The organism is Demequina litorisediminis, assembly GCF_030161615.1.
Lineage (GTDB): Bacteria > Actinomycetota > Actinomycetes > Actinomycetales > Demequinaceae > Demequina > Demequina litorisediminis.
On the sequence record NZ_BSUN01000001.1, the window covers coordinates 2,128,071 to 2,145,313 of the forward strand.

Genomic DNA, 17,243 nt, shown 5'->3' on the forward strand with positions numbered 1-17,243 from the left:
GGTGCCGCGTGGCGGTTTCGCGCGAGCGTCTTCGCACCGTGGCCGCGACAGTGGCATCCCTCTGGCAGGGTAGAAGCATCCCGCGCGCCCAGGAGGCCACCATGCTTGATGCCCTTCCCGACCCCCAGTCACATCTCGCGAATGCGCGGGACCTGGCCGACGCCTCCGCCAGGCTGAGCCCTGGCATCGTGTATCGCTCGGACGCCCCGGCCGAGGGAGACGAGCCGCCCGCAGGGATCGCACCCTGGCCCCCGGCCACGGTGCTCGACCTGCGTGGCACGGCGGAGAAGGCGCGCGCTCACGCGCTCGCGGACGTGGCCCGCGTCGTCGACCTGCCCGTGCTTGACGAGGCCGACCTGACGGGTGAACGCGCGCGCGAGACCACGATGTCGCTCGAGTCGCTCTACGCGCGGATGACCGAGGGTGCCTCCGCGGCCGCCCTCACGCGCGCCGTCGAGGTGATCTCCCGCTCCGATGGTCCGGTGCTCGTGCACTGCTCGGCTGGCAAGGACCGCACCGGAGTCCTCTCCGCGCTGGTGTTGGTGCTACTTGGGGTGGAACGGCAGGACATCGTCGACGACTACACGCGGACCGCCGCGCACATGCCCGCTGTCCTTGCCCGCATGCTGCGCGGCGTTCCCCGGAGTTTGCCGCCGCCGCGACGGGGCAGATGCCGAGCGAGGTTCTCGATGCGCCCCGCTACGCCATGCAGTTCGTGCTGGATAGGTGGGAGCACGAGGGTGGCGTCGAGGCCTGGTACCTCGCCCATGGTGGCGACCGTGCCACCCTTGCCAGGCTCAGGGCGAGGCTACTGGCCGCCTGAACCGCGGCATCGGCCACCTATGCGAAAGGCCCGGCACCCCGCCAGGGGAGCCGGGCCTTTCGCGAGCGTGGCTACGCGTCGACGCCGAGCCTCGCGGCGGACGCGCGCGACGTGGCCGGTGGCCTTGACGTTGTACAGGGCCAGTTCGACCTTGCCCTCGGGGTCGACGACGATGGTCGAGCGGATCGAGCCCACGATGGTCTTGCCGTAGTTCATCTTCTCGCCCCAGGCGCCGTACGTCTCCTGGATGGAGGTTTCCGGGTCCGAGACCAGGGAGAAGGTCAGGCCCTCGGCCTCGCGGAACTGTGCGAGCTTCTCCGGCGAGTCCTTCGAGATGCCCACCACCTCGTAACCCTTCGCCTGCAGCGCGTCCAGGGAGTCGCGGAAGTCGCAGGCTTCGGTGGTGCAGCCGGGGGTCATCGCGGCCGGGTAGAAGTACAAGATGACGTGCTTGCCGCGCTGCTCTGACAGGGTGAAAGTGCCCTGGTCGGTGGTGGCGGTGAAGTCGGGGGCGGTGTCGCCGATGCTCAGCCGGGTGTCGCTCATGGGTCCACGGTATCGTCGCTCCAGTGGCGGCTGAGGCCGATTTCGCGCTGGTCGAAACTGGTGCTACAGTTGATTCTCGCACCGCACAGAAGCGCGCATGCACCTCTACTCAATTGGCAGAGCAACTGACTCTTAATCAGTGGGTTCTGGGTTCAAGTCCCAGGGGTGTACCAGTGAAGGCCCGGTTCCAGATGGAACCGGGCCTTCGTCGTTTCCGGGCGGCCGATGCGCCGGTACGGGCCGTTGCCGTCTCACCGTGGCGGGGCGTGCGCCACCGTGTCTTAGGGTGTCGGAGGCGAACGCATCGGCGTGGGTCCGACGTCGCCTGAAGGAGCGCCGCGACACCATGGAACGTGAAGGGCACAGTCGAGCGCTGAGGCGGGGCGCGATGGTGGGCGGAGTCGGCGTGCTCGCGGTGATCGTCGCGATCGGAGTGCTGCTGTGGAGTCCCGCCGACGCTCCGCCGAGCGCGACCGGGGCCATTCCCGACAGCAAGATCAGCGCGCAGTTGTTCGACTACTTCTACTACATCGGGTTCGGAGAAGACGACGAGACGCGCGCCCGGCAGGATGAGGTGCTCGCGTCCCTGGCAGACGCCGGATACCGCTCAGTGGAGGTGGTGGACTACGCCGGATTCCACGGCCTCGACGCCCAGCAGTACCGCGACGTGCTCGACGGTCATGGACTGGAAGCCAGTGCGCTCCATACGTCGGTGACGATGGGCACGAGCGACGAGCAGTGGGCCCAGAAGGTCGACACGGCCCTCATCCTTGGCGCCGACTTCGTCGGGGCGGGTGAGACTCCGCGCGACTTCACCGCCAGGGGCGAATGGGTGGAGTTCGCGCAGAGGATCGACGAGCCTGGGCCGGCAGGCCCGCGAGCAAGGGCTGTAGTTCCTCGTGCACCTCCATGACTGGGAGTTCGCCAGCGTGGACGGAGAAGAGACCGCGTTTGACATCCTCGTCGAGCACACGACTCGGGACAACGTGGTGTTCGAGGCTCGACCTGTATTGGGCGGCCGTGGCGGGTGTCGACTCCCGGTCGCTCGTCGCCGAGCATCGTGATCGCATCGGGCTCCTCCACGTCAAGGACATGGGTCCGGAAGGGGAGATCGCCACCGTGGGTGAGGGCACGATCGACTTCCCTGCGATCTTCGCCGCTGCCGGGGACGCGGTGCACTGGTATGCCGTGGAGCGTGATCCGATCGACGATCCTGGCTACGACCCCTTCGGCCCGTCCGCGGCCGGGCTGGCGTACCTGCAGTCCGTGGACTTCTGAGCAGACTGTCAGCGTCCGCGGCCTACCGCCTCGCGAATCACCAGCGTGCGCGCGAGCGAGTCCGCGAACGTGCGCCGTTCCCGGTGCCACAGGGGGCGGAGGTAGCCGATGAGAAGCAGGCTGTCGATCAGGTGCAGGAACTCGCGCACCAGTGTCAGCACGAATCCCGGCGGCCGGCCCGACGAGTCGGACACGAGGCGAATGCCCAGCAACGCCTTGCCCGCCGTGTAGCCGGTGAACGCCTGGACGGTGAGCATCGCCAGGGAGGCGCCGAGGTACCACCACGTCGCTGGCGTCGTGAGGCTTTCGCCGCTGCTGTCGCCCACGCCCGTGATCCACAGGGCATTGCCCCATTGACCCGTGACGGCGCCCACCAGGGTATTGATGACGAGGGAGTCGATGATGACGGCCAGCACACGCACGATCCAGGGCGCCGTGCTGAGTTGCGGGACGATGCGCGCCGGTGACCCCTCGACGCTCGCGAGTTCCATGGCGCCAACGTAACGGCGTCTCGCTCCCGGCGCACGCACTGCGGCACGCTGATCTGCATCCTGGGGTGCCTGGGCGCAGAAATCTGCGCACCGTACCCGTGATCGAGCGAAGGCTGGGCGTGATCGCCGTCCGCAGGGCCGATGCTGCCGTGGGCGCCGAGCCGCGGCTACGGCAGCGCGCCGCCGTCGAGCGCCGCGGCGTCGCGCCGGTACAACGCCGCATGTGCGGCGAGCTCCGGGCGCCTTTGCGTGACGGACTGGGCGTCGGAGAACTCTGCCAGTGCGCGCAGTCGCTCGGCCGCGACCCGGATGACCTCGCCGGCGGAGGCGTCGCTCCCGTAGGCCGCGAGGAGCAGGTCGAGCCGCGTCGCCCGCTCGCGCGGACCGAATCCGTCTCCCACGTCCTCGGTCGTGAGCGGCACGATGCGATAGGCGAGATACGCGAGATCCCACACGCGTGGTCCCGGCGCGGCGAAGTCCCAGTCGATCGCCCCCACCGCAATGCCATCGGCGTACACAAGGTTGTAGGGCGCCGCATCGTGGTGGCAGATCACCTCCGCGGGTTCACGCGCGGGGGAGCGCCACGGTCCGTCGTGGGCGACGTCTACCGTCGCGTCATGCAGCCGCCTCAACAGCGCGGCAGACGAGGTGAGCGCGGGTTCGCCCCACACCCACGCGGGCATCGGGTATGCGGGGACCTCGCCATCGACGTACGTCACCGTCTCGCGTGACCCGTCGGGACTGATCGCCACGGGCAAGGGGATGCCCGTCACGCCCGCGTCCGCGAGGTGGTGGAGGAGGCGGTGCACGGCGGGAGTCCAGGGGCCCGCCGGCCGGGTGACCGTGCCGCCGGCACGGCGAACGTCACCCATGTTGCCGCCGCTCATCCGTTCGCCATCCATGAGGTCACCCTAGGGCGCGCCAAGGCCCGGCCGCCGAGAGAAGGGCGGCCGGGCCTCGGAGGGTGGGGCTGTGGGAGTGCGGGTCGGTTAGGCGGCGGCGCGTGTGCCGCTGTGGTGGCCTGCGAAGGTGATTGCCGTCTGGGCAACCTCCTCCCAGCCGGAGTCGATGGTGAGTGAGTGGCCGCGGCCGTCGAGTTCCACGAACTCGGTGGGGCTCGAGTTGCGCGACTGGAGGCGGTAGGCGGCGTGGGCGATGGCCCGGGGGACGATGGTGTCCTTCTCTCCCGAGATCACCAGCAGTGGTCCGCGCTCGGGGTTCGTGACGTCGAGGGCCGTGGCGGCCTTGGGGTTGAGGTTCGCGGTCGCCGCCTGGAACAGGGGGCGCCCCGGGGCGGCGATGTGGTGTGTCTCGTACAGTGCGCGAGCCTCGTCCTCGGTGACGGCGTTGGCGAAGCCGTAGCGGAACTGGTCGAAGGTGAGGGTGACGGTGCGCTTGCGGTTGGCCGGGTTTCCCAGGACGGGGAACGAGGCCTTGAGGGTGGAGGCCGGCAGCGGCAGGACACCCTTGAACGGTGCCGGGTCGATGGCGACGGTGGCGCTGGCGAGGCCGCGGTCGGCCACGCGCTGCACCAGCAGGCCGCCGAATGAGTGGCCGATGAGTAGGGGCTTGCGCGACAGCGCTGCGGCCACCTCGGCGACGTGATCGGTCACCTCGCCGACGCCGACGCCGGCGAAGAAGGACGGGTCGCGGCGGGCGGTGGCGACGTCCTCGACCTCGGCGGGCCATTCAGCGACGACGACGGCGTAGCCGGCGTCCTCGAGAGGCGCCTTCCAGGAGTCCCAGGCTCTCGGCGAGCAGCCACAGCCCGTGCACCAGGAGCGCGGTGGGGCGGCCGGAGGCGTTGGCGGCGGAGATCTGACGGGCTTCGCGGGGGGTGATCGTGGTGGTCATGATGGTGTCCTTTGTGCGAGGGACTTCCGGTCCCGGGTGGGCTGTGTGGCCCGTGGCATCCGGGTCGGTTGGCTCGGACATGAGGGAGAACGTTCGTTCTCGTTTGTTTCATTCCGCATGTGCCGAGATTCTCTGTCGAGGTTTTGAGAATGGCTTGTTATCTGGGGTAATGTCGCACAGCCTTCGATGCCTGGGCATGCCTGGGGCAGAACGAGCGTTCCCGTATCATGACGACCATGACCTCATCGCGACCCGCCTCCGCAGCCGATGGGCCCCGCGATCGCCTGCTGGCGACCGCATCGGCCCTGTTTTATGAGGAAGGCATCCACGCGATCGGCATCGACCGCATCGTGAGCGAGGCGGGAGTGCCTCGCGCGACCCTCTACCGCCACTTCGCGGGCAAGGAGGGCCTGGTGCTCGCCTACCTGCGCGGCGAGGACGCCGCCATCCGTGGCCTGGCCGCTGCCGCGGCGGCCGCGCCTGCGCACGAACAGGCTCGGGCTCGCCATCCAGGCCATCGCCGCCGACATCGCCGAGCGCCACACTCGCGGCTGCCCCTTTATCAACGCCGCCGCCGAGTACCCGGACCCCGCGTCGGATGTGCGTGTGCTCATCGACTCCCACCGCTCCTGGTTCCGCGGCACGCTTGCCGCCGCGGCCGCCGCCGCGGGCGTCGACGACGCGGAGGGTGCCGCCGCGCAGTTGGTCATGCTGCGCGATGCGGCGCTCGTGGGGGATACCTCGACGGCGCCGATAGCGTCGCGCGCACGTTTGCCCGCGCCGCCCGCGCTGTCACCGGCACGGGGCCGTCCGCCTGAGCCCGGCGACGGGGCCGCGGGGTGCGTCGGCCCTCGTGGCCCGCGCATGACAGAGCCCCGGCCACCTCTCAGCGGTGGCCGGGGCTCCGGGCTCTGTGGCCCCGTCTCGGCGGTGGCGAGCGCCCCGTCGGAGGAGAACACCAGGCCCAGCGCGATCTCGCCGGTGGTGATCGCGTTCTTGGTCAGCGGACCTCCCGCATCGAGCGAGCGGAACTCGGCCACCTCGATGCCGTACGTGTCCTCAAGTCCCGGCTGGCAGAAGGGCCGCTCGGGGCACTCCGGCGGGCCGCCGAGCACGATGCCGCCGCACGAAGCGGCAAGGCTCGGACAGCGTGGTGACCCCGTACTGGTCCACGAAGCCCTGGGTGACGGCGAACGCGTTCTGATCCTGCGCATCGGCCGGCTCTCCTACGACCAGGCCGCGGGCCTCGGCCAGCGGCGTGAGAGCCGCCACCGTCTCCGCGATGTCGCCCGAGGCGACAGTGTTCTCGACGTCGCCGTCGAGGAACTCCGCGAACGTGGCAGCATACTCGGGCACGATGTCGATCTCGCCGCTCTCGAGTGCGGGCAGGTAGGTCTCCCTGTTGCCGATCTCGCGCACGTCGGTCTCGTAGCCGGCGGCATCGAGCGCGTCGGCATAGATCTCGGCAAGCGTGATGTTCTCCGAGAAGTTCGCGGCGCCCACCACGATGGTGCTGTCGTCGCCGGTCTCGGCGATGCCGAGCGCAGCCTGGTCGAGCCACGCCTCCGCCACCTCCTCGGAGGTCTGGCGGTCGATGTCCACGGACTTGTTGAGGCTCGATCAGGCTAGGCGTGTCGAGCGCGCCCGAGACGGCCGCAAGCACGTCGAGGACGTCCTGAGTCGCCACGTCCTTGTTGAGGGCGGGGATGATGTTGTCGCTGTTCTGGAGCGCCATGTCGTCCTCGAGGACGACCAGGCTGGTCGCCGGGGACCGGCAGGCACTCCTGCGCGGCAGCGGCGCTCTGGCTCGCGGAAGGACTGGAGGCTCCCGTGGCGGAGGGAGACGCGTCCCCGTCGCTGCCGGAACTACACGCTGTCAGGGCAAGGGACGCGACGGCCGCGGCCGCCACCAGGTAAGAACGGGTGTGCATCGGTGCTCCTCGTGTCAGGGTCGGTCACCGGGGCAACCAAGGCGGCGCCTCATCTGTTCCCACCAGGACGTTTCCACTGTAGGCGCGTGTCGCGTCGGGCGCTGAGTTGGGGCCGATGCCGCCGTCAGGCAGGTGCCGCTGCGGCCTCGCGGAGGGGAGCGGGGGTGGCGGTCCGCTGAAGCCGCGCCATGGCGGCGTCAACGGTGAGGGCGAGCGCCGCGATGATGACGGCGCCCGCAAGGACCTGTCCGTAGCGCTGCGTCGCCAATCCCGTGTTGACGATCACGCCCAGCCCACCGCCAGCGACCAGCGCGGCCAGGGGCACCGTCGCGACCGTCTGGACGGTTGACGTCCTGAGCCCCGCCGCGACCAAGCCGATGGCGAGCGGGAGCTCGACCTTGAGCGCCACCTGCCACGGCGTGAGACCCTGGCCGACCGCCGCGTCACGGATGTCGCGGTCCACGTCCGCCATGCCCGTGTAGGCGTTGGTGAGGATGGGAGGGAACGCGAAGATGGCGGCGGCGAGGATGACGGCGGTGTTTCCGTAGCCGATGGCCGATGCGGCAAAGAGTGTCAGCAGCGCGAGCGTCGGCATGGCACGGGTGACGTTGGCGACCACGACCGTGGTGCCGCCGCCGCGGCGCACGTGGCCGAGGAAGAGCCCCAGCGGCAGCGCGACGATGACGGCGAGGGTGACCGCCGCGAACGAGAGCCACAGGTGCTCGAGTCCGAGCGCCAGGATCGAGTCTTGGGCGAAGCGCCACCCGCCGTCATACGTGGGGGTGGTGAGACCGTTCGCGCCCGTCCAGTTCTGTGCGGTGGTGAGGTAATCCCACGCGTCGCCGATGGTGCTCACGATGCCCGTCCCCTCAGCCACGGCGTCGCCCACCGCCCCGCCAGGGCGAGGACGAGATCCAGGAGCAGCGCGAGGGCGAGGCACAGCAGGGTGGCGGTCATGATCTGTGCGCGGTAGTCCGACTGCAGCCCACGGAACATGAGTTGGCCGAGCCCTCCGTAGCCCACCACGACGCCCACGGTGACGAGGGCCACCGTTGACACCGTCGCAATCCTCAGCCCGGCGATGATGGACGGCAGAGCGTTGGGAAGGCTCGACGGTGAAGAGCATTCGCAAGGGGAATAGCCCACGCCGCGCGCGGCGTCGATCACGTCGCGGTCCACGCCCTGGAGCCCCACGAGGATGTTCCTCACCAGCACCAGGAGGGCGTAGGCGACCAGGCCGATCAGCACCGTGGTGCGGCCGATGCCCGTGAACGGAGCCAGGAGGCCAAACAGCGCGAAAGACGGGATGGTGTACAGCACCCCCGAGACGCCCGTGATGGGTCCGGCCAGCCGGGGGATGCGGCGAGCGAGCACCGCGAGGGGGAACGCGATAGCGAGCGCGATCAGGACGGCCTGGAGTGTCAGCGTGGTGTGGATCACGAGCCGATCGGAGACCTCATCCCAGTTGCGTTCCACGTAGTCCCACGAAAACCACGGGTTGGGGGCGGCATCCATCCCTTGACCGTACATGCCATGTCCACGGGCGCGCTGGGGTGCTGCGGGGCGCGGCGCGATAGCGTGGCCGGATGGACCACGCAGGCATCGTCTTCGACCATGTACGCAAGGAGTACCAGGACGGCACCGTCGCGGTGGGTGACCTCTCGCTCACCGTCACCCCCGGTGAGGTGCTGTGTCTGGTGGGGCCGTCGGGATGCGGCAAGTCCACGACCCTGCGCATGGTCAACCGGCTGGTCGAACCCACCTCAGGCACGATCACCGTCGACGGGACCGACGTGCTGGGTCAGGACCCGGTGCGCCTGCGCCGCTCCATCGGGTATGTCATCCAGCACGTGGGGCTGTTCCCGCATCGGACTGTCGCGCAGAACGTCGCCACCGTGCCGGGCCTGCTGAAGTGGGACAAGGCACGCATCGCCGAGCGCGTCGAGCAGTTGCTTGACCTCGTCGGGTTGCCGCATGCGACGTACGGCAAGAGGTATCCGCACGAGCCTGTCGGGAGGCGAGCGTCAGCGCGTCGGAGTGGCGCGGGCGCTCGCAGTGGAGCCGCCCGTCATGCTCATGGACGAGCCGTTTGGAGCGGTGGACCCCCAGGGCAGGCGACGGCTCCAGCAGGAGTTTCTTGAGCCTGCAGCGGTCGCTGGGGCTCACGGTCATGATGGTGACGCACGACATGCGTGAGGCCGTCATCCTCGCCGACAGGATCGCCGTGCTGTCCAAGGGCGGCGTCCTCGAGCAGGTGGGGACCCCCGCGGAGGTCACCGGGGAACCGGCCAACGCGTTCGTTGCCGACTTCCTCGCGGACTTCGGGGCCGTCGCCGACTAGGGCCACCGCGCCACGGCGCGGTCAGGGGGCCATCGCACTACGCCCCCAGCGGGGGCTTACGGGCGAGCCGCGTCCTCGTCGGGGGTCGCGGCGCTCGCGGGTGTCCCCGCGCTCGGGGCGGTGCGGGGCGAGACGTCGGAGTCGACCGGCTCGGGGCGGCGGGAAAGGAGCCGGGGTTCGCGCCACTTGGAGCGCCACCAGGCGACCATGCCGCCTTCGGCCTCCTGCGCCTCCCGCTCGAGGCGTTCCTGCGCCTGCCGCATCTCGCGATGCCTGCGGCGCCTGCGACCCGAGGTGACGATGCGGTAGATCGCGATCGCGATGACGATGAACACTGCGATGACGAGGACGGGCACGAAGATCGCGACCATGCACAGGGTGAGCGAAATGGCGTCCTCGGCGAACGAGGCGAGCGGGGCACCCGTGCCGCCAGTGGTCGCGTTGACGGCCGGACGCGAGGCGGCTTTGCCCACGTGGACCGCGAGCGTGAGGACGGCGCCCACGAGGCCCGCGATCAAGGGGTTGTCCTGCCAGAACGTGGACGAGTCCACGGCGGTCGCGGCGGCGGTGGCGGCGAAGATCACGCCACCGACGAGCGGACGGATGGCGGTCTGAATGAGGTCGTTGACGTGGTCCACTCCGGGAATCTTGTCCACCACCAGTTCCAGGGCGAGCAGTACCGCGGAGACGATGATCATGGGCCACGACTCGAGCCACAGGAGGTGGTCCGGCAACACGATGTAGTCGGTGAAGCGGGCGAACAGCCCCACCACGAGCAGGGGGATGAAGGCGTTCAGGCCGGCGGCAGCCGACAATCCGGCACCGGTAAGCGCTGCAAGCATCCTGGTCCTCCTGGTCAATCCTGGACTCGACGGTCAAGGGTACCCGCGCCCGCGGCCGTGGCGGGAGCCCCGGGTGGTCGTGGGTCGACGATGGGGGAAACCCCTGGCGCCACGGGGTGTGCGGTGGGTGGAGATATCAGGGGCTTACCCCATGGAAACCAGGGTATACACCCAACGTATAGTCGAAACATGGACAAGATGCCGGCCCTTCTGGGGCTCATGACAGAGGGGCCGACGCACGGCTACGACCTCAAGCGCCGCTACGACGGCGTGTTCGGCCACGACCGTCCGCTCGCCTACGGCCAGATCTACGCGACGCTGGGACGGATGATCCGTGACGGGCTCATCGTCGCGCTGGGAGCACAGGCGGGCGACGGCCCCGATCGCAAGCGCTACGAGGTGACCGAGCGCGGACGCGATCATCTGCGCGCCTGGCTACACACCGCGGACACTCCCGCCCCCACGCTGCAGGAAAACCTCTTCGCCAAGACGGTCATCTCCCTCCTCCTCGACGACGACGCGGACGCCCTCCTGGACATCCAGCGCGGCTCGCACCTGGCGCGCATGCGCGAACTCACGATTGCCAAGGCCTCCGCGCCGCTGCTGGAGCGCCTCGCCATCGACCACGCCCTTTTCCAGATCGAGGCCGATCTGCGCTGGATCGACCTGACCTCCGCACGCCTCACCGATATCCGCAAGGAGCTTCGCCATGCCTGAACCCCTCATTCGTGCCACGGGACTGCACAAGTCCTTTGGGCCCACCCATGCGCTCCGTGGAGTCGACCTCGACGTCGCGAGAGGAGAGGTGCTCGCCGTCATGGGCCCGTCCGGGTCCGGAAAGTCCACCCTGATCCACTGCCTCGCGGGGGTCCTCGCCCCCGACGAGGGCACGGTGGCCATCGGTGACACCGATCTGACGGGATTGACGGCCGATGAGCGGGCGCGCTTCCGCCTGGAGCGCATCGGCTTCGTCTTCCAGTTCGGTCAGGCTCCTGCCCGACCTCAGTGCCGCGGACAATGTGGCGCTCCCGCTGCTGATGGGCGGCATGCGTCGCAGGGCCGCCACCGCCAAGGCGACGGCGTGGCTCGACCTTCTGGGACTCGCCGACCAGGCCGCGAAGTCGCCGGGCGACATGTCCGGTGGCCAGGCGCAGCGCGTCGCCATCGCGCGTGCGCTGGTGACCGAGCCCAGCGTGGTGTTCGCCGACGAGCCGACAGGCTCGCTCGATTCCCTCTCGGCCGAGCATGTCCTGAACGCCATGCTGGGCGCGACGCGCAATCTCGGCACCACCGTGGTGCTCATCACGCACGACGCCAGGACCGCCGCGTACGCCGACCGCGAGGTCATCGTTCGCGACGGCCGGCTCAGCGGCGTCGCCGAGGCCGTGCGATGAAGCCCGCAGCGGCGCGGCTCCTGCTGCTGGGCACCGCGGGGGCTACGCGCAGGCTCCTGGGCATCGTCGCGGGCGTCGCCGTGGGTGTCGCCATGCTGCTGGTGCTGCTCGGCGCCTACCTCCACATGCCCGAGCGCGACGCGCGGTCGGCATGGCAGGTGGGCGTGGGTGAACGCATCGCACTCGATGAGGAGGGCAACACCCTCCCGCCCGCCCCGTCCGACGACGTCCTGCTGCACGGCTCGCGTCAGGACTACTTCGACGGCCAGGTGATCTCCGTGACCTCGGTCGCGGTCACCGACTCCACCTCCGTCGCATTCCCCGCCGGTCTCGACGTGCTCGCGCCGGGAGAGTTCTACGCCTCGCCTGCCGTGATGGACCTGGTCGCGACCACGCCTGCAGACGAGTTCAAGAACCGCTACGGCACCCTCAAGGGAGTGATCCCCGAGGAGGCGCTGCGCGGGCCAGACGAGTTGGCCGTGCTGGCAGGCGCGGACTGGGACACGCTCGCCTCCGATTCCAGCACCCGCGTGCAGGAAGAGTTCGACACGGTCGGTCAGCGTTACAACGCCACGACCTATCGCACCATCTTGGCCATCGGCTCGGTGGCGCTCCTGGTGCCCATCGTGCTGCTGATCGGCGTGGTGGCGCAGGCTCGGCGCCGCCCAGCGCCGGGAGCGACTGGCCACCGTGAGGCTCATCGGCGCGGGCAGGCGTGCCGTGGCGGCGCTGTCCGCCCTCGAAATGGGCGTGGCAACGCTCGCCGGTGGCCTTCTCGGCATCGCCCTCGCGATCCCGTTGCGCAACGCGGCCGCGACCCTCGCGATCAACGGCACGCAGTCATTCGTCGCGGACCTCGCTCCGTCGACGCTGTGGACGCTGGCGGCCGTGGCCGTCGTGACCGTCCTCGGTGCAGGCATGGCGTGGTGGCAGGCGTTTCGCGATGACACGGGAGCCCTCGGCGCAAGCCGGGAGCGTGCGGAGAAGCCCGTGACAGCGTGGCGCGCCACCACCCTGGTGGTGGGCCTCGTGATCTTCGCCGGCTCGGCGTGGCTCGCGATGTCCGTGCCTGAGGCGGCCAACATCGCCGGCTTGACGCTCATCGCGGGGTTCGCGCTCGTGGCCTTTGGCGTGGTCATCGCCGGGCCGTGGCTGACCCGCGCCGCCGCGCAGGTCTTCGGAAGGCTCACGGCAAGCGCGTCCGGAGTGGTCGCAGCGGGGCGCCTGCGCAGGCACCCGCGCTCGACGTTCCGCTCGGTGGCGGGGCTGGTGGTGGCGGTCTTCCTCGTCAGTGCGCTCGCGGGCGTCGTCAGTTCGATCACGCGGCTGTCCACGGCCGAGGAGTCCCAGGGCATGCTCTCGCTCGACGCGGTCCTGGCCTACACCGACGCCGACCATGCGCAGGCCATGGAGGAGGCGGCGCGGGCGACCGACGGCGTCCAGCATGTGTCCGTGGGCTACACGCCTGCCGACATGGAGACCATCGGCGTCGTGATGAGCCGGGAGGACGCCGCCGCGATCGGCGCCTCGGACCTGCCCGACGCGGACTATGTCACGGTGAACCTGTACGCGATGCTGGAGGCGACCACCTTCAGCGCTGATGCGGAGGCCCCCGTGCCCGTCGCGGCCGACGGGATCGACGGGCTCGAGCCCGCCACGGTGCTCGCGGTGACGGACGGCTCTCAGCCGTCGATCGAGCGTGCCCGCACCTCGCTGGACGTCGCTGGAGACAGGTCCATCTCGCCCACGACACGGCGTGATTTTGCCGCGGCAGGCGCGACGGACATCATGCAGGAGCCTGTCCGTGCTGGCCTACGTGGGCATGGCCATCGCCGTGGCGATCTCGGCGCTGTCGCTCGCGGTGGCGACCATCTCGGCGGCGCTGGAACGCAGGCGGACGTTCGGATTGCTGCGGCTGGCGGGCATGCCCGTGGCGCGTCTGCGGGCCATGGTGGCCACCGAGGCCGCGGTGCCGCTGGGATCGACGCTGCTGGCCTCCGCGGGGCTGGGCTTCTTGGTGGCCTGGATCCTGGTCACCGTGCTCGGCAACGGGCTGGAGTTCGTGTGGCCCGATGGCCGGTACTGGGTGACGCTGCTGGCCTCCGCGGCGTTGGCGGCGGCGGCCGTGGCGGGCTCGTTTGGGGTGGTGCGCCGCTCCACGGAGATCGAGTCCACGCGTTTCGAGTAGGAGCGGGAACGACGAAGGCCCCCGGCGTGAGCCGGGGCCTTCGTGCTTGGGGTGGCTAACGGGACTTGAACCCGCGGCCCCCGCGACCACAACGCGGTGCTCTACCAGGCGGTATAGCCACCATGCGGCCCTGAATCAGGACCGACGACGATCATACCGTGTCGATACGGGTGCTCGCGACGTGCCCGCACGCGGCGCGGAGCCTACGGCTGCGCCGGCTCCGCGGATTCAACGCTCTGGCGCTCGGTGACCTTGGCGGCGGCCGCTGCGGCGGTGTCCGAGTCGGGACCGGGAAGGGGGTGAGGATGACCTCTCGGTAGTACCGCAGGCTCCGTGATGGAGTCGCGGATGTCTCCGAGCGCGCGGTGCCCCCGGTCTTGGCGGGGGCGTTGAAGAACACGCGCGGGTACCAGCGGCGGACCAGTTCCTTGAAGGACGACACGTCGACCACGCGGTAGTGGAGGTGGCCCATGACCTCGGGCATGTCGCGCTCAAGGAAGATCTTGTCCATGCCGACGGTGTTGCCCGCCAGCGGCGACTTGCCTGCCGTGGGGACGTGCTCGCGGATGTACGCGAGCACCTGCGCCTGCGCCTCCTCCATGGTGGTGCCGTGCTCGAGCTCGGGGAGCAGGCCCGAGGTGGTGTGCATGTCGCGCACGAAGTCGTTCATGCCATCCACTGCTTCCTGGGACGGTTTGATGACGACCTGCACCCCCTCGCCAAGGATGTTGAGGCTCGGAGTCGGTGACCAGGCAGGCCACCTCCACGAGGGCGTCGTTGACCGTGTCGAGGCCGGTCATCTCGCAGTCGATCCATACGAGGGGTGTGTCTGACATGTCACCCACTGTAGGGCCAGGCTCCGACGTCAACGCCCTGCGTCTCGCACTCCAGCGGCATCGCACCTGGTCAGAGGCCTATCTCGGGCCCGCCGTTGACAGGCCGTCGCGTACATGGTTGGTTAGTTACACAAGTAATTAACCGATGAACCGAGGGGTGTGGCGAGATGGATGACGGTCGGCCGATCTTCCTGCAGGTTGCTCAGCAACTTGAGGGGCAGATCCTCGAGGGCGCGCTGGGGGAGGAGTCCCAGGTGCCGTCCATCAACGAGCTCGCGGCCTTCCATCGCATCAACCCCGCCACCGCCCTCAAAGGTGTGAACCTCCTGGTCGATGCCGGCGTGCTGTACAAGCGCCGCGGCATCGGGATGTTCGTCGCCGACGGCGCCAGGGCCCGGCTGCTCGACGAGCGCCGTGCCGAGTTCCGGGATGCCCATGTGCGTCCCCTCGCCGACCGCGCGCGCGGCCTCGGCCTCACCACCGCACAACTGCAAGACATGATCGCCAAGGAGATGAACCGATGACCGCCATCGTCGAGGCCGCGGGCCTCACCAAGCGCTTCGGCAAGGTCACCGCCGTGGATGACGTGTCGTTCTCCCTCGAGGAGGGCGGCATCCACGGCCTGCTGGGCCGCAATGGCGCAGGGAAGACCACCCTCATGCAACTGCTGACCGGCCAGGATTTTGCCTCGGCGGGCCGCGCCCGCATCTTCGGCGAGAATCCCGTCGAGAACGCCGGAGCCGTGGGCCGCACCTGCTTCATCAAGGAGTCGCAGGTGTATCCGGATGACTTCAAGGGGCGTCACGTCCTCGCCGTCGCCCCGCGATTCTTCCCCCACTGGGAGGCCGATCTCGCGGCGCGCCTCGTGGAAGCCTTCCAGGTGCCCCTCGATCGCCGCATCAAGAAGGCTGTCGCGAGGCCAGCGCAGCGCCATCGGAGTGGTGGTGGGCATCGCCTCACGCGCCGAACTCACGCTGCTCGACGAGCCCTACGCGGGTCTCGACGCGGTGGCCAGGCGCCGCTTCTACGACCTGCTCCTCGAGGACTATGCGGAGCACCCGCGCACCATCCTGCTGTCGACACACCTCATCGACGAGGCGGCGGCGCTCCTGCAGCGGGTCCTCGTCATCGACAAGGGCCGCTTGGTGATCGACGCCGATGCGGAGGACCTGCGCGGCTCGGCGACCACCCTCGTGGGACGCGCGGCGGACGTGGATGCGTTTGCGGCGCGGCACGAGGTCCTCGAGCGCACCGCGATCGGCGCCATCGCGTCCGTCACCCTCGCCGGTCTCTCGGCAGAAGACAAGCGAGCCGCGACATCGGCCGGACTCGAGGCGACCGCCGTGTCGCTCCAGGAACTCATCGTGCGTCGCACCGGCGGCGCCGTCACCGAGGAGGTGTCCGCATGACCGCCGTGGCTCTCGAGCACAGCGTGCCCGCCGCGCCCAAGCGCATCTGGAACGTGGTGCGGCTCCACGTCGCCAATCCCCTCGCCACGCTGGTGGTGCCGTGGGCGATCACCGCCGCGATCTTCATCCTCAACATGGCGATCTTCCTCATCGTGGTCCAGGCCGCGGGCGGCGCGGAGAACCTGGAGCCCGACGCCTTCCAGTACAGCGGCGGCATCACCTGGATCGTCTGGTTCATGACCGTCGTCGCGGTGCAGGCCATGAACCTCACCTTCTCCTTCGCGCTCGGCTTCGCGGTCACGCGCAGGGACTTCTACCTCGGCTCCGCGCTGTACTTCGTGCTCCTGTCGGTGATGTACGCCACCGGACTGACGCTCATGGCGGCCATCGAGAAGGCCACGGGTGGCTGGGGGATCGACGCGGCGTTCTTCGCGCCCTGGGGTCTCCAGGACGAGTCCGTCCTCACCCTCTGGTTCCTGTACCTGTGCACAATGCTCCTGTTCTTCTTCCTGGGAGCTGCCGTGGCCACGGTGTGGGTGCGGTGGAAGGCCTACGGGCTGTACGCGTTCTTCGTGGGGCTCGCCGCCATCCTGGTGGTCGCCGCCTGGCTCATCACCACCACCGAGTCGTGGGGCGATGTGGGCGAGTTCCTCACCACCACACCCCTGCCGTGGCTTGCCGCGGCGACCTTGCCGCTGACCGCGGTGTGCGGCGTGGCAGGGTACGTCTTCCTGCGCAGGGCGACGCCCAAGTCCTGACGGACATGCCAAGGGCCGATGCGGTGGCCGGGTGGCCACCGCATCGGCCCTTGGTGCGTCTTAGGAGGTCGAGCCGGTGCCCGTCGGGGCGACCACGACGGTGATGAGGCCTGAGTCGCCGCCCGGCTCCGCCGCCCATGCCGTGGTCACGGAGTGCGTACCGTCGCTCAGGTGGTGCGTGCTGGCGGCGTCGCCGACGGCGCCGGAGGCGCTCGCGGTGAACCCCGCGTCCTCGAGCCTGCTCGACATAGTCGGTCAGGGTCAGCGACGGCGCGGTGGCCGCGATGGTCCAGCCCTCGCCGGTGACGGCAGCGGCCGCGAGGCTCGCCCTCGGGGACGGGGATGGAGTCTGGCCAGTCGGCAGGCAGGGTGGCGCCGTCGCCGAAGTTCAGCGAGATGTCGCCGCCCGTGGCGTCCTCGACGGCCTGCTGGGCTGAGTCGCGCGCGAAGGTGCCGACGGCGTCGCCGAGGCCCTCCGCGCTGCACCCGGCGAGCATGGTGGCGGACAGGGTGGTCACTGCTGCGGTGGCGGCGAGTCTCATGGTGGCTCCT

Annotated in this window: 22 protein-coding genes, 2 tRNA genes and 8 pseudogenes; 18 read left to right on the forward strand and 14 right to left on the reverse strand. The window is 69.7% G+C overall.

What is annotated here, in order from left to right:
- Positions 1 to 101: 101 nt before the first annotated feature.
- Positions 102 to 623, forward strand: a pseudogene (locus tag QQK48_RS21945) (tyrosine-protein phosphatase); the annotation flags it as partial.
- Positions 624 to 670: 47 nt separating this feature from the next.
- Positions 671 to 823 (forward strand): hypothetical protein, encoded by a 153-nt coding sequence (locus QQK48_RS13040; protein ID WP_284328727.1) that lies wholly within the window; start codon positions 671 to 673, stop codon positions 821 to 823.
- Positions 824 to 894: 71 nt separating this feature from the next.
- Here the strand turns inward: QQK48_RS13040 and QQK48_RS13045 are convergent.
- Positions 895 to 1,369: pseudogene (locus tag QQK48_RS13045) on the reverse strand (peroxiredoxin).
- A gap of 99 nt (positions 1,370 to 1,468) precedes the next feature.
- Here QQK48_RS13045 and QQK48_RS13050 point away from each other — a divergent pair.
- From QQK48_RS13050 to QQK48_RS13065, 4 genes are all read left to right on the forward strand, one after another.
- Positions 1,469 to 1,542: transfer RNA gene (locus tag QQK48_RS13050), tRNA-Lys, on the forward strand.
- 215 nt (positions 1,543 to 1,757) lie between these two features.
- On the forward strand, positions 1,758 to 2,282 hold the full coding sequence (locus tag QQK48_RS13055) for a hypothetical protein (RefSeq protein WP_284328728.1): 525 nt from the start codon (positions 1,758 to 1,760) through the stop codon (positions 2,280 to 2,282).
- The gene (locus QQK48_RS13060) at positions 2,269 to 2,433 is read left to right on the forward strand and encodes a hypothetical protein (RefSeq protein WP_284328729.1); all 165 of its coding nucleotides are present in this window, start codon (positions 2,269 to 2,271) and stop codon (positions 2,431 to 2,433) included. Before QQK48_RS13055 ends, QQK48_RS13060 begins: the two co-directional genes overlap by 14 nt.
- Entirely contained in the window at positions 2,390 to 2,647 is a 258-nt protein-coding gene (locus QQK48_RS13065) for a hypothetical protein (protein WP_284328730.1), read from the forward strand. Before QQK48_RS13060 ends, QQK48_RS13065 begins: the two co-directional genes overlap by 44 nt.
- Before the next feature lie 8 nt (positions 2,648 to 2,655).
- On the opposite strand, the gene QQK48_RS13070 is transcribed toward QQK48_RS13065, so the two are convergent.
- The 4 genes and pseudogenes from QQK48_RS13070 to QQK48_RS13085 all read right to left on the reverse strand — a co-directional run bounded on the left by QQK48_RS13070 (position 2,656) and on the right by QQK48_RS13085 (position 4,992).
- Complete coding sequence (locus tag QQK48_RS13070) at positions 2,656 to 3,138, reverse strand: RDD family protein (protein ID WP_284328731.1); 483 nt, start codon at positions 3,136 to 3,138, stop codon at positions 2,656 to 2,658.
- A gap of 167 nt (positions 3,139 to 3,305) precedes the next feature.
- Positions 3,306 to 4,040 carry a phosphotransferase gene (locus tag QQK48_RS13075; RefSeq protein ID WP_284328732.1) on the reverse strand — a complete coding sequence of 245 codons (735 nt, stop codon included), beginning with the start codon at positions 4,038 to 4,040 and terminating at the stop codon, positions 3,306 to 3,308.
- 87 nt (positions 4,041 to 4,127) lie between these two features.
- Positions 4,128 to 4,841 (reverse strand): annotated as a pseudogene (locus QQK48_RS13080) (alpha/beta hydrolase); the annotation flags it as partial.
- The gene (locus QQK48_RS13085; protein WP_284328733.1) at positions 4,828 to 4,992 is read right to left on the reverse strand and encodes a hypothetical protein; all 165 of its coding nucleotides are present in this window, start codon (positions 4,990 to 4,992) and stop codon (positions 4,828 to 4,830) included. The gene QQK48_RS13085 and the pseudogene QQK48_RS13080, both read right to left, overlap by 14 nt.
- A 227-nt stretch (positions 4,993 to 5,219) precedes the next feature.
- Here QQK48_RS13085 and QQK48_RS13090 point away from each other — a divergent pair, with 227 nt between their 5' ends.
- Positions 5,220 to 5,810, forward strand: coding sequence for a TetR/AcrR family transcriptional regulator (locus tag QQK48_RS13090; protein ID WP_284328734.1), 591 nt, complete (start codon positions 5,220 to 5,222; stop codon positions 5,808 to 5,810).
- 241 nt (positions 5,811 to 6,051) lie between these two features.
- Here QQK48_RS13090 and QQK48_RS13095 read toward each other — a convergent pair whose 3' ends face one another.
- The 4 genes from QQK48_RS13095 to QQK48_RS13110 all read right to left on the reverse strand — a co-directional run bounded on the left by QQK48_RS13095 (position 6,052) and on the right by QQK48_RS13110 (position 8,453).
- Positions 6,052 to 6,594, reverse strand: coding sequence for a glycine betaine ABC transporter substrate-binding protein (locus QQK48_RS13095; RefSeq protein ID WP_284328735.1), 543 nt, complete (start codon positions 6,592 to 6,594; stop codon positions 6,052 to 6,054).
- A 23-nt stretch (positions 6,595 to 6,617) separates the two neighbouring features.
- Positions 6,618 to 6,923, reverse strand: coding sequence for a hypothetical protein (locus QQK48_RS13100; RefSeq protein WP_284328736.1), 306 nt, complete (start codon positions 6,921 to 6,923; stop codon positions 6,618 to 6,620).
- Positions 6,924 to 7,047: 124 nt separating this feature from the next.
- On the reverse strand, positions 7,048 to 7,779 hold the full coding sequence (locus QQK48_RS13105; protein ID WP_284328737.1) for an ABC transporter permease: 732 nt from the start codon (positions 7,777 to 7,779) through the stop codon (positions 7,048 to 7,050).
- Positions 7,776 to 8,453: an ABC transporter permease gene (locus QQK48_RS13110; RefSeq protein WP_284328738.1), complete on the reverse strand. Its 678-nt coding sequence runs from the start codon at positions 8,451 to 8,453 to the stop codon at positions 7,776 to 7,778. The genes QQK48_RS13105 and QQK48_RS13110 overlap by 4 nt, the downstream gene beginning before the upstream one ends.
- A 56-nt stretch (positions 8,454 to 8,509) precedes the next feature.
- Between QQK48_RS13110 and QQK48_RS21950 the strand changes: the two are divergent.
- From QQK48_RS21950 to QQK48_RS21960, 3 genes and pseudogenes are all read left to right on the forward strand, one after another.
- Positions 8,510 to 8,842, forward strand: a pseudogene (locus tag QQK48_RS21950) (ATP-binding cassette domain-containing protein); the annotation flags it as partial.
- Between the two features lie 55 nt (positions 8,843 to 8,897).
- The gene (locus QQK48_RS21955) at positions 8,898 to 9,119 is read left to right on the forward strand and encodes an ATP-binding cassette domain-containing protein (protein ID WP_431308347.1); all 222 of its coding nucleotides are present in this window, start codon (positions 8,898 to 8,900) and stop codon (positions 9,117 to 9,119) included.
- Positions 9,061 to 9,264, forward strand: a complete 204-nt coding sequence (locus QQK48_RS21960) for a hypothetical protein (RefSeq protein WP_431308446.1) — start codon at positions 9,061 to 9,063, stop codon at positions 9,262 to 9,264. Before QQK48_RS21955 ends, QQK48_RS21960 begins: the two co-directional genes overlap by 59 nt.
- A 56-nt stretch (positions 9,265 to 9,320) precedes the next feature.
- On the opposite strand, the gene QQK48_RS13120 is transcribed toward QQK48_RS21960, so the two are convergent.
- The gene (locus QQK48_RS13120; protein WP_284328739.1) at positions 9,321 to 10,106 is read right to left on the reverse strand and encodes a DUF4126 domain-containing protein; all 786 of its coding nucleotides are present in this window, start codon (positions 10,104 to 10,106) and stop codon (positions 9,321 to 9,323) included.
- 198 nt (positions 10,107 to 10,304) lie between these two features.
- Between QQK48_RS13120 and QQK48_RS13125 the strand changes: the two genes are divergently transcribed.
- The 5 genes and pseudogenes from QQK48_RS13125 to QQK48_RS21970 all read left to right on the forward strand — a co-directional run bounded on the left by QQK48_RS13125 (position 10,305) and on the right by QQK48_RS21970 (position 13,688).
- Entirely contained in the window at positions 10,305 to 10,823 is a 519-nt protein-coding gene (locus QQK48_RS13125; RefSeq protein WP_284328740.1) for a PadR family transcriptional regulator, read from the forward strand.
- A gap of 100 nt (positions 10,824 to 10,923) precedes the next feature.
- Positions 10,924 to 11,022: pseudogene (locus tag QQK48_RS20200) on the forward strand (ATP-binding cassette domain-containing protein); the annotation flags it as partial.
- Positions 11,023 to 11,038: 16 nt separating this feature from the next.
- Positions 11,039 to 11,500 (forward strand): ABC transporter ATP-binding protein, encoded by a 462-nt coding sequence (locus QQK48_RS13130; RefSeq protein WP_348523798.1) that lies wholly within the window; start codon positions 11,039 to 11,041, stop codon positions 11,498 to 11,500.
- 690 nt (positions 11,501 to 12,190) lie between these two features.
- Positions 12,191 to 12,382, forward strand: a pseudogene (locus QQK48_RS21965) (hypothetical protein); the annotation flags it as partial.
- Between the two features lie 940 nt (positions 12,383 to 13,322).
- Entirely contained in the window at positions 13,323 to 13,688 is a 366-nt protein-coding gene (locus QQK48_RS21970) for an FtsX-like permease family protein (RefSeq protein ID WP_431308427.1), read from the forward strand.
- Between the two features lie 47 nt (positions 13,689 to 13,735).
- Here the strand turns inward: QQK48_RS21970 and QQK48_RS13140 are convergent.
- The 3 genes and pseudogenes from QQK48_RS13140 to QQK48_RS20205 all read right to left on the reverse strand — a co-directional run.
- Positions 13,736 to 13,809, reverse strand: a tRNA-His gene (locus tag QQK48_RS13140).
- Positions 13,810 to 13,839: 30 nt separating this feature from the next.
- Positions 13,840 to 14,400, reverse strand: a complete 561-nt coding sequence (orn, locus tag QQK48_RS13145; protein ID WP_348523625.1) for an oligoribonuclease — start codon at positions 14,398 to 14,400, stop codon at positions 13,840 to 13,842.
- 61 nt (positions 14,401 to 14,461) lie between these two features.
- Positions 14,462 to 14,524 (reverse strand): annotated as a pseudogene (locus QQK48_RS20205) (oligoribonuclease); the annotation flags it as partial.
- 167 nt (positions 14,525 to 14,691) lie between these two features.
- On the opposite strand from QQK48_RS20205, the gene QQK48_RS13150 reads away from it, so the two are divergent.
- The 3 genes and pseudogenes from QQK48_RS13150 (at position 14,692) to QQK48_RS13160 (ending at position 16,691) form a co-directional block, all read left to right on the forward strand.
- The gene (locus QQK48_RS13150) at positions 14,692 to 15,048 is read left to right on the forward strand and encodes a GntR family transcriptional regulator (protein ID WP_284328743.1); all 357 of its coding nucleotides are present in this window, start codon (positions 14,692 to 14,694) and stop codon (positions 15,046 to 15,048) included.
- Positions 15,045 to 15,933: pseudogene (locus QQK48_RS13155) on the forward strand (ABC transporter ATP-binding protein). Before QQK48_RS13150 ends, QQK48_RS13155 begins: the two are co-directional and overlap by 4 nt.
- Positions 15,930 to 16,691 (forward strand): ABC transporter permease, encoded by a 762-nt coding sequence (locus QQK48_RS13160; protein ID WP_284328744.1) that lies wholly within the window; start codon positions 15,930 to 15,932, stop codon positions 16,689 to 16,691. The pseudogene QQK48_RS13155 and the gene QQK48_RS13160 overlap by 4 nt, the downstream one beginning before the upstream one ends.
- 167 nt (positions 16,692 to 16,858) lie before the next feature.
- Here QQK48_RS13160 and QQK48_RS13165 read toward each other — a convergent pair whose 3' ends face one another.
- Entirely contained in the window at positions 16,859 to 17,233 is a 375-nt protein-coding gene (locus tag QQK48_RS13165) for a hypothetical protein (protein WP_284328745.1), read from the reverse strand.
- Positions 17,234 to 17,243 lie beyond the last annotated feature (10 nt).

Coding starts and splice junctions, on each gene's coding strand:
- QQK48_RS13040 (WP_284328727.1), top strand. CDS start 671: ATGCCGAGCGAGGTTCTCGATGCGCCCCGCTACGCCATGCAGTTCGTG.
- QQK48_RS13055 (WP_284328728.1), top strand. CDS start 1,758: ATGGTGGGCGGAGTCGGCGTGCTCGCGGTGATCGTCGCGATCGGAGTG.
- QQK48_RS13070 (WP_284328731.1), bottom strand. CDS start 3,138: ATGGAACTCGCGAGCGTCGAGGGGTCACCGGCGCGCATCGTCCCGCAA.
- QQK48_RS13075 (WP_284328732.1), bottom strand. CDS start 4,040: ATGGATGGCGAACGGATGAGCGGCGGCAACATGGGTGACGTTCGCCGT.
- QQK48_RS13085 (WP_284328733.1), bottom strand. CDS start 4,992: ATGACCACCACGATCACCCCCCGCGAAGCCCGTCAGATCTCCGCCGCC.
- QQK48_RS13090 (WP_284328734.1), top strand. CDS start 5,220: ATGACGACCATGACCTCATCGCGACCCGCCTCCGCAGCCGATGGGCCC.
- QQK48_RS13100 (WP_284328736.1), bottom strand. CDS start 6,923: ATGCACACCCGTTCTTACCTGGTGGCGGCCGCGGCCGTCGCGTCCCTT.
- QQK48_RS13110 (WP_284328738.1), bottom strand. CDS start 8,453: ATGTACGGTCAAGGGATGGATGCCGCCCCCAACCCGTGGTTTTCGTGG.
- QQK48_RS21955 (WP_431308347.1), top strand. CDS start 8,898: ATGCGACGTACGGCAAGAGGTATCCGCACGAGCCTGTCGGGAGGCGAG.
- QQK48_RS13120 (WP_284328739.1), bottom strand. CDS start 10,106: ATGCTTGCAGCGCTTACCGGTGCCGGATTGTCGGCTGCCGCCGGCCTG.
- QQK48_RS13125 (WP_284328740.1), top strand. CDS start 10,305: ATGCCGGCCCTTCTGGGGCTCATGACAGAGGGGCCGACGCACGGCTAC.
- QQK48_RS13130 (WP_348523798.1), top strand. CDS start 11,039: ATGAGCGGGCGCGCTTCCGCCTGGAGCGCATCGGCTTCGTCTTCCAGT.
- QQK48_RS21970 (WP_431308427.1), top strand. CDS start 13,323: ATGGCCATCGCCGTGGCGATCTCGGCGCTGTCGCTCGCGGTGGCGACC.
- QQK48_RS13150 (WP_284328743.1), top strand. CDS start 14,692: ATGGATGACGGTCGGCCGATCTTCCTGCAGGTTGCTCAGCAACTTGAG.
- QQK48_RS13160 (WP_284328744.1), top strand. CDS start 15,930: ATGACCGCCGTGGCTCTCGAGCACAGCGTGCCCGCCGCGCCCAAGCGC.
- QQK48_RS13165 (WP_284328745.1), bottom strand. CDS start 17,233: ATGAGACTCGCCGCCACCGCAGCAGTGACCACCCTGTCCGCCACCATG.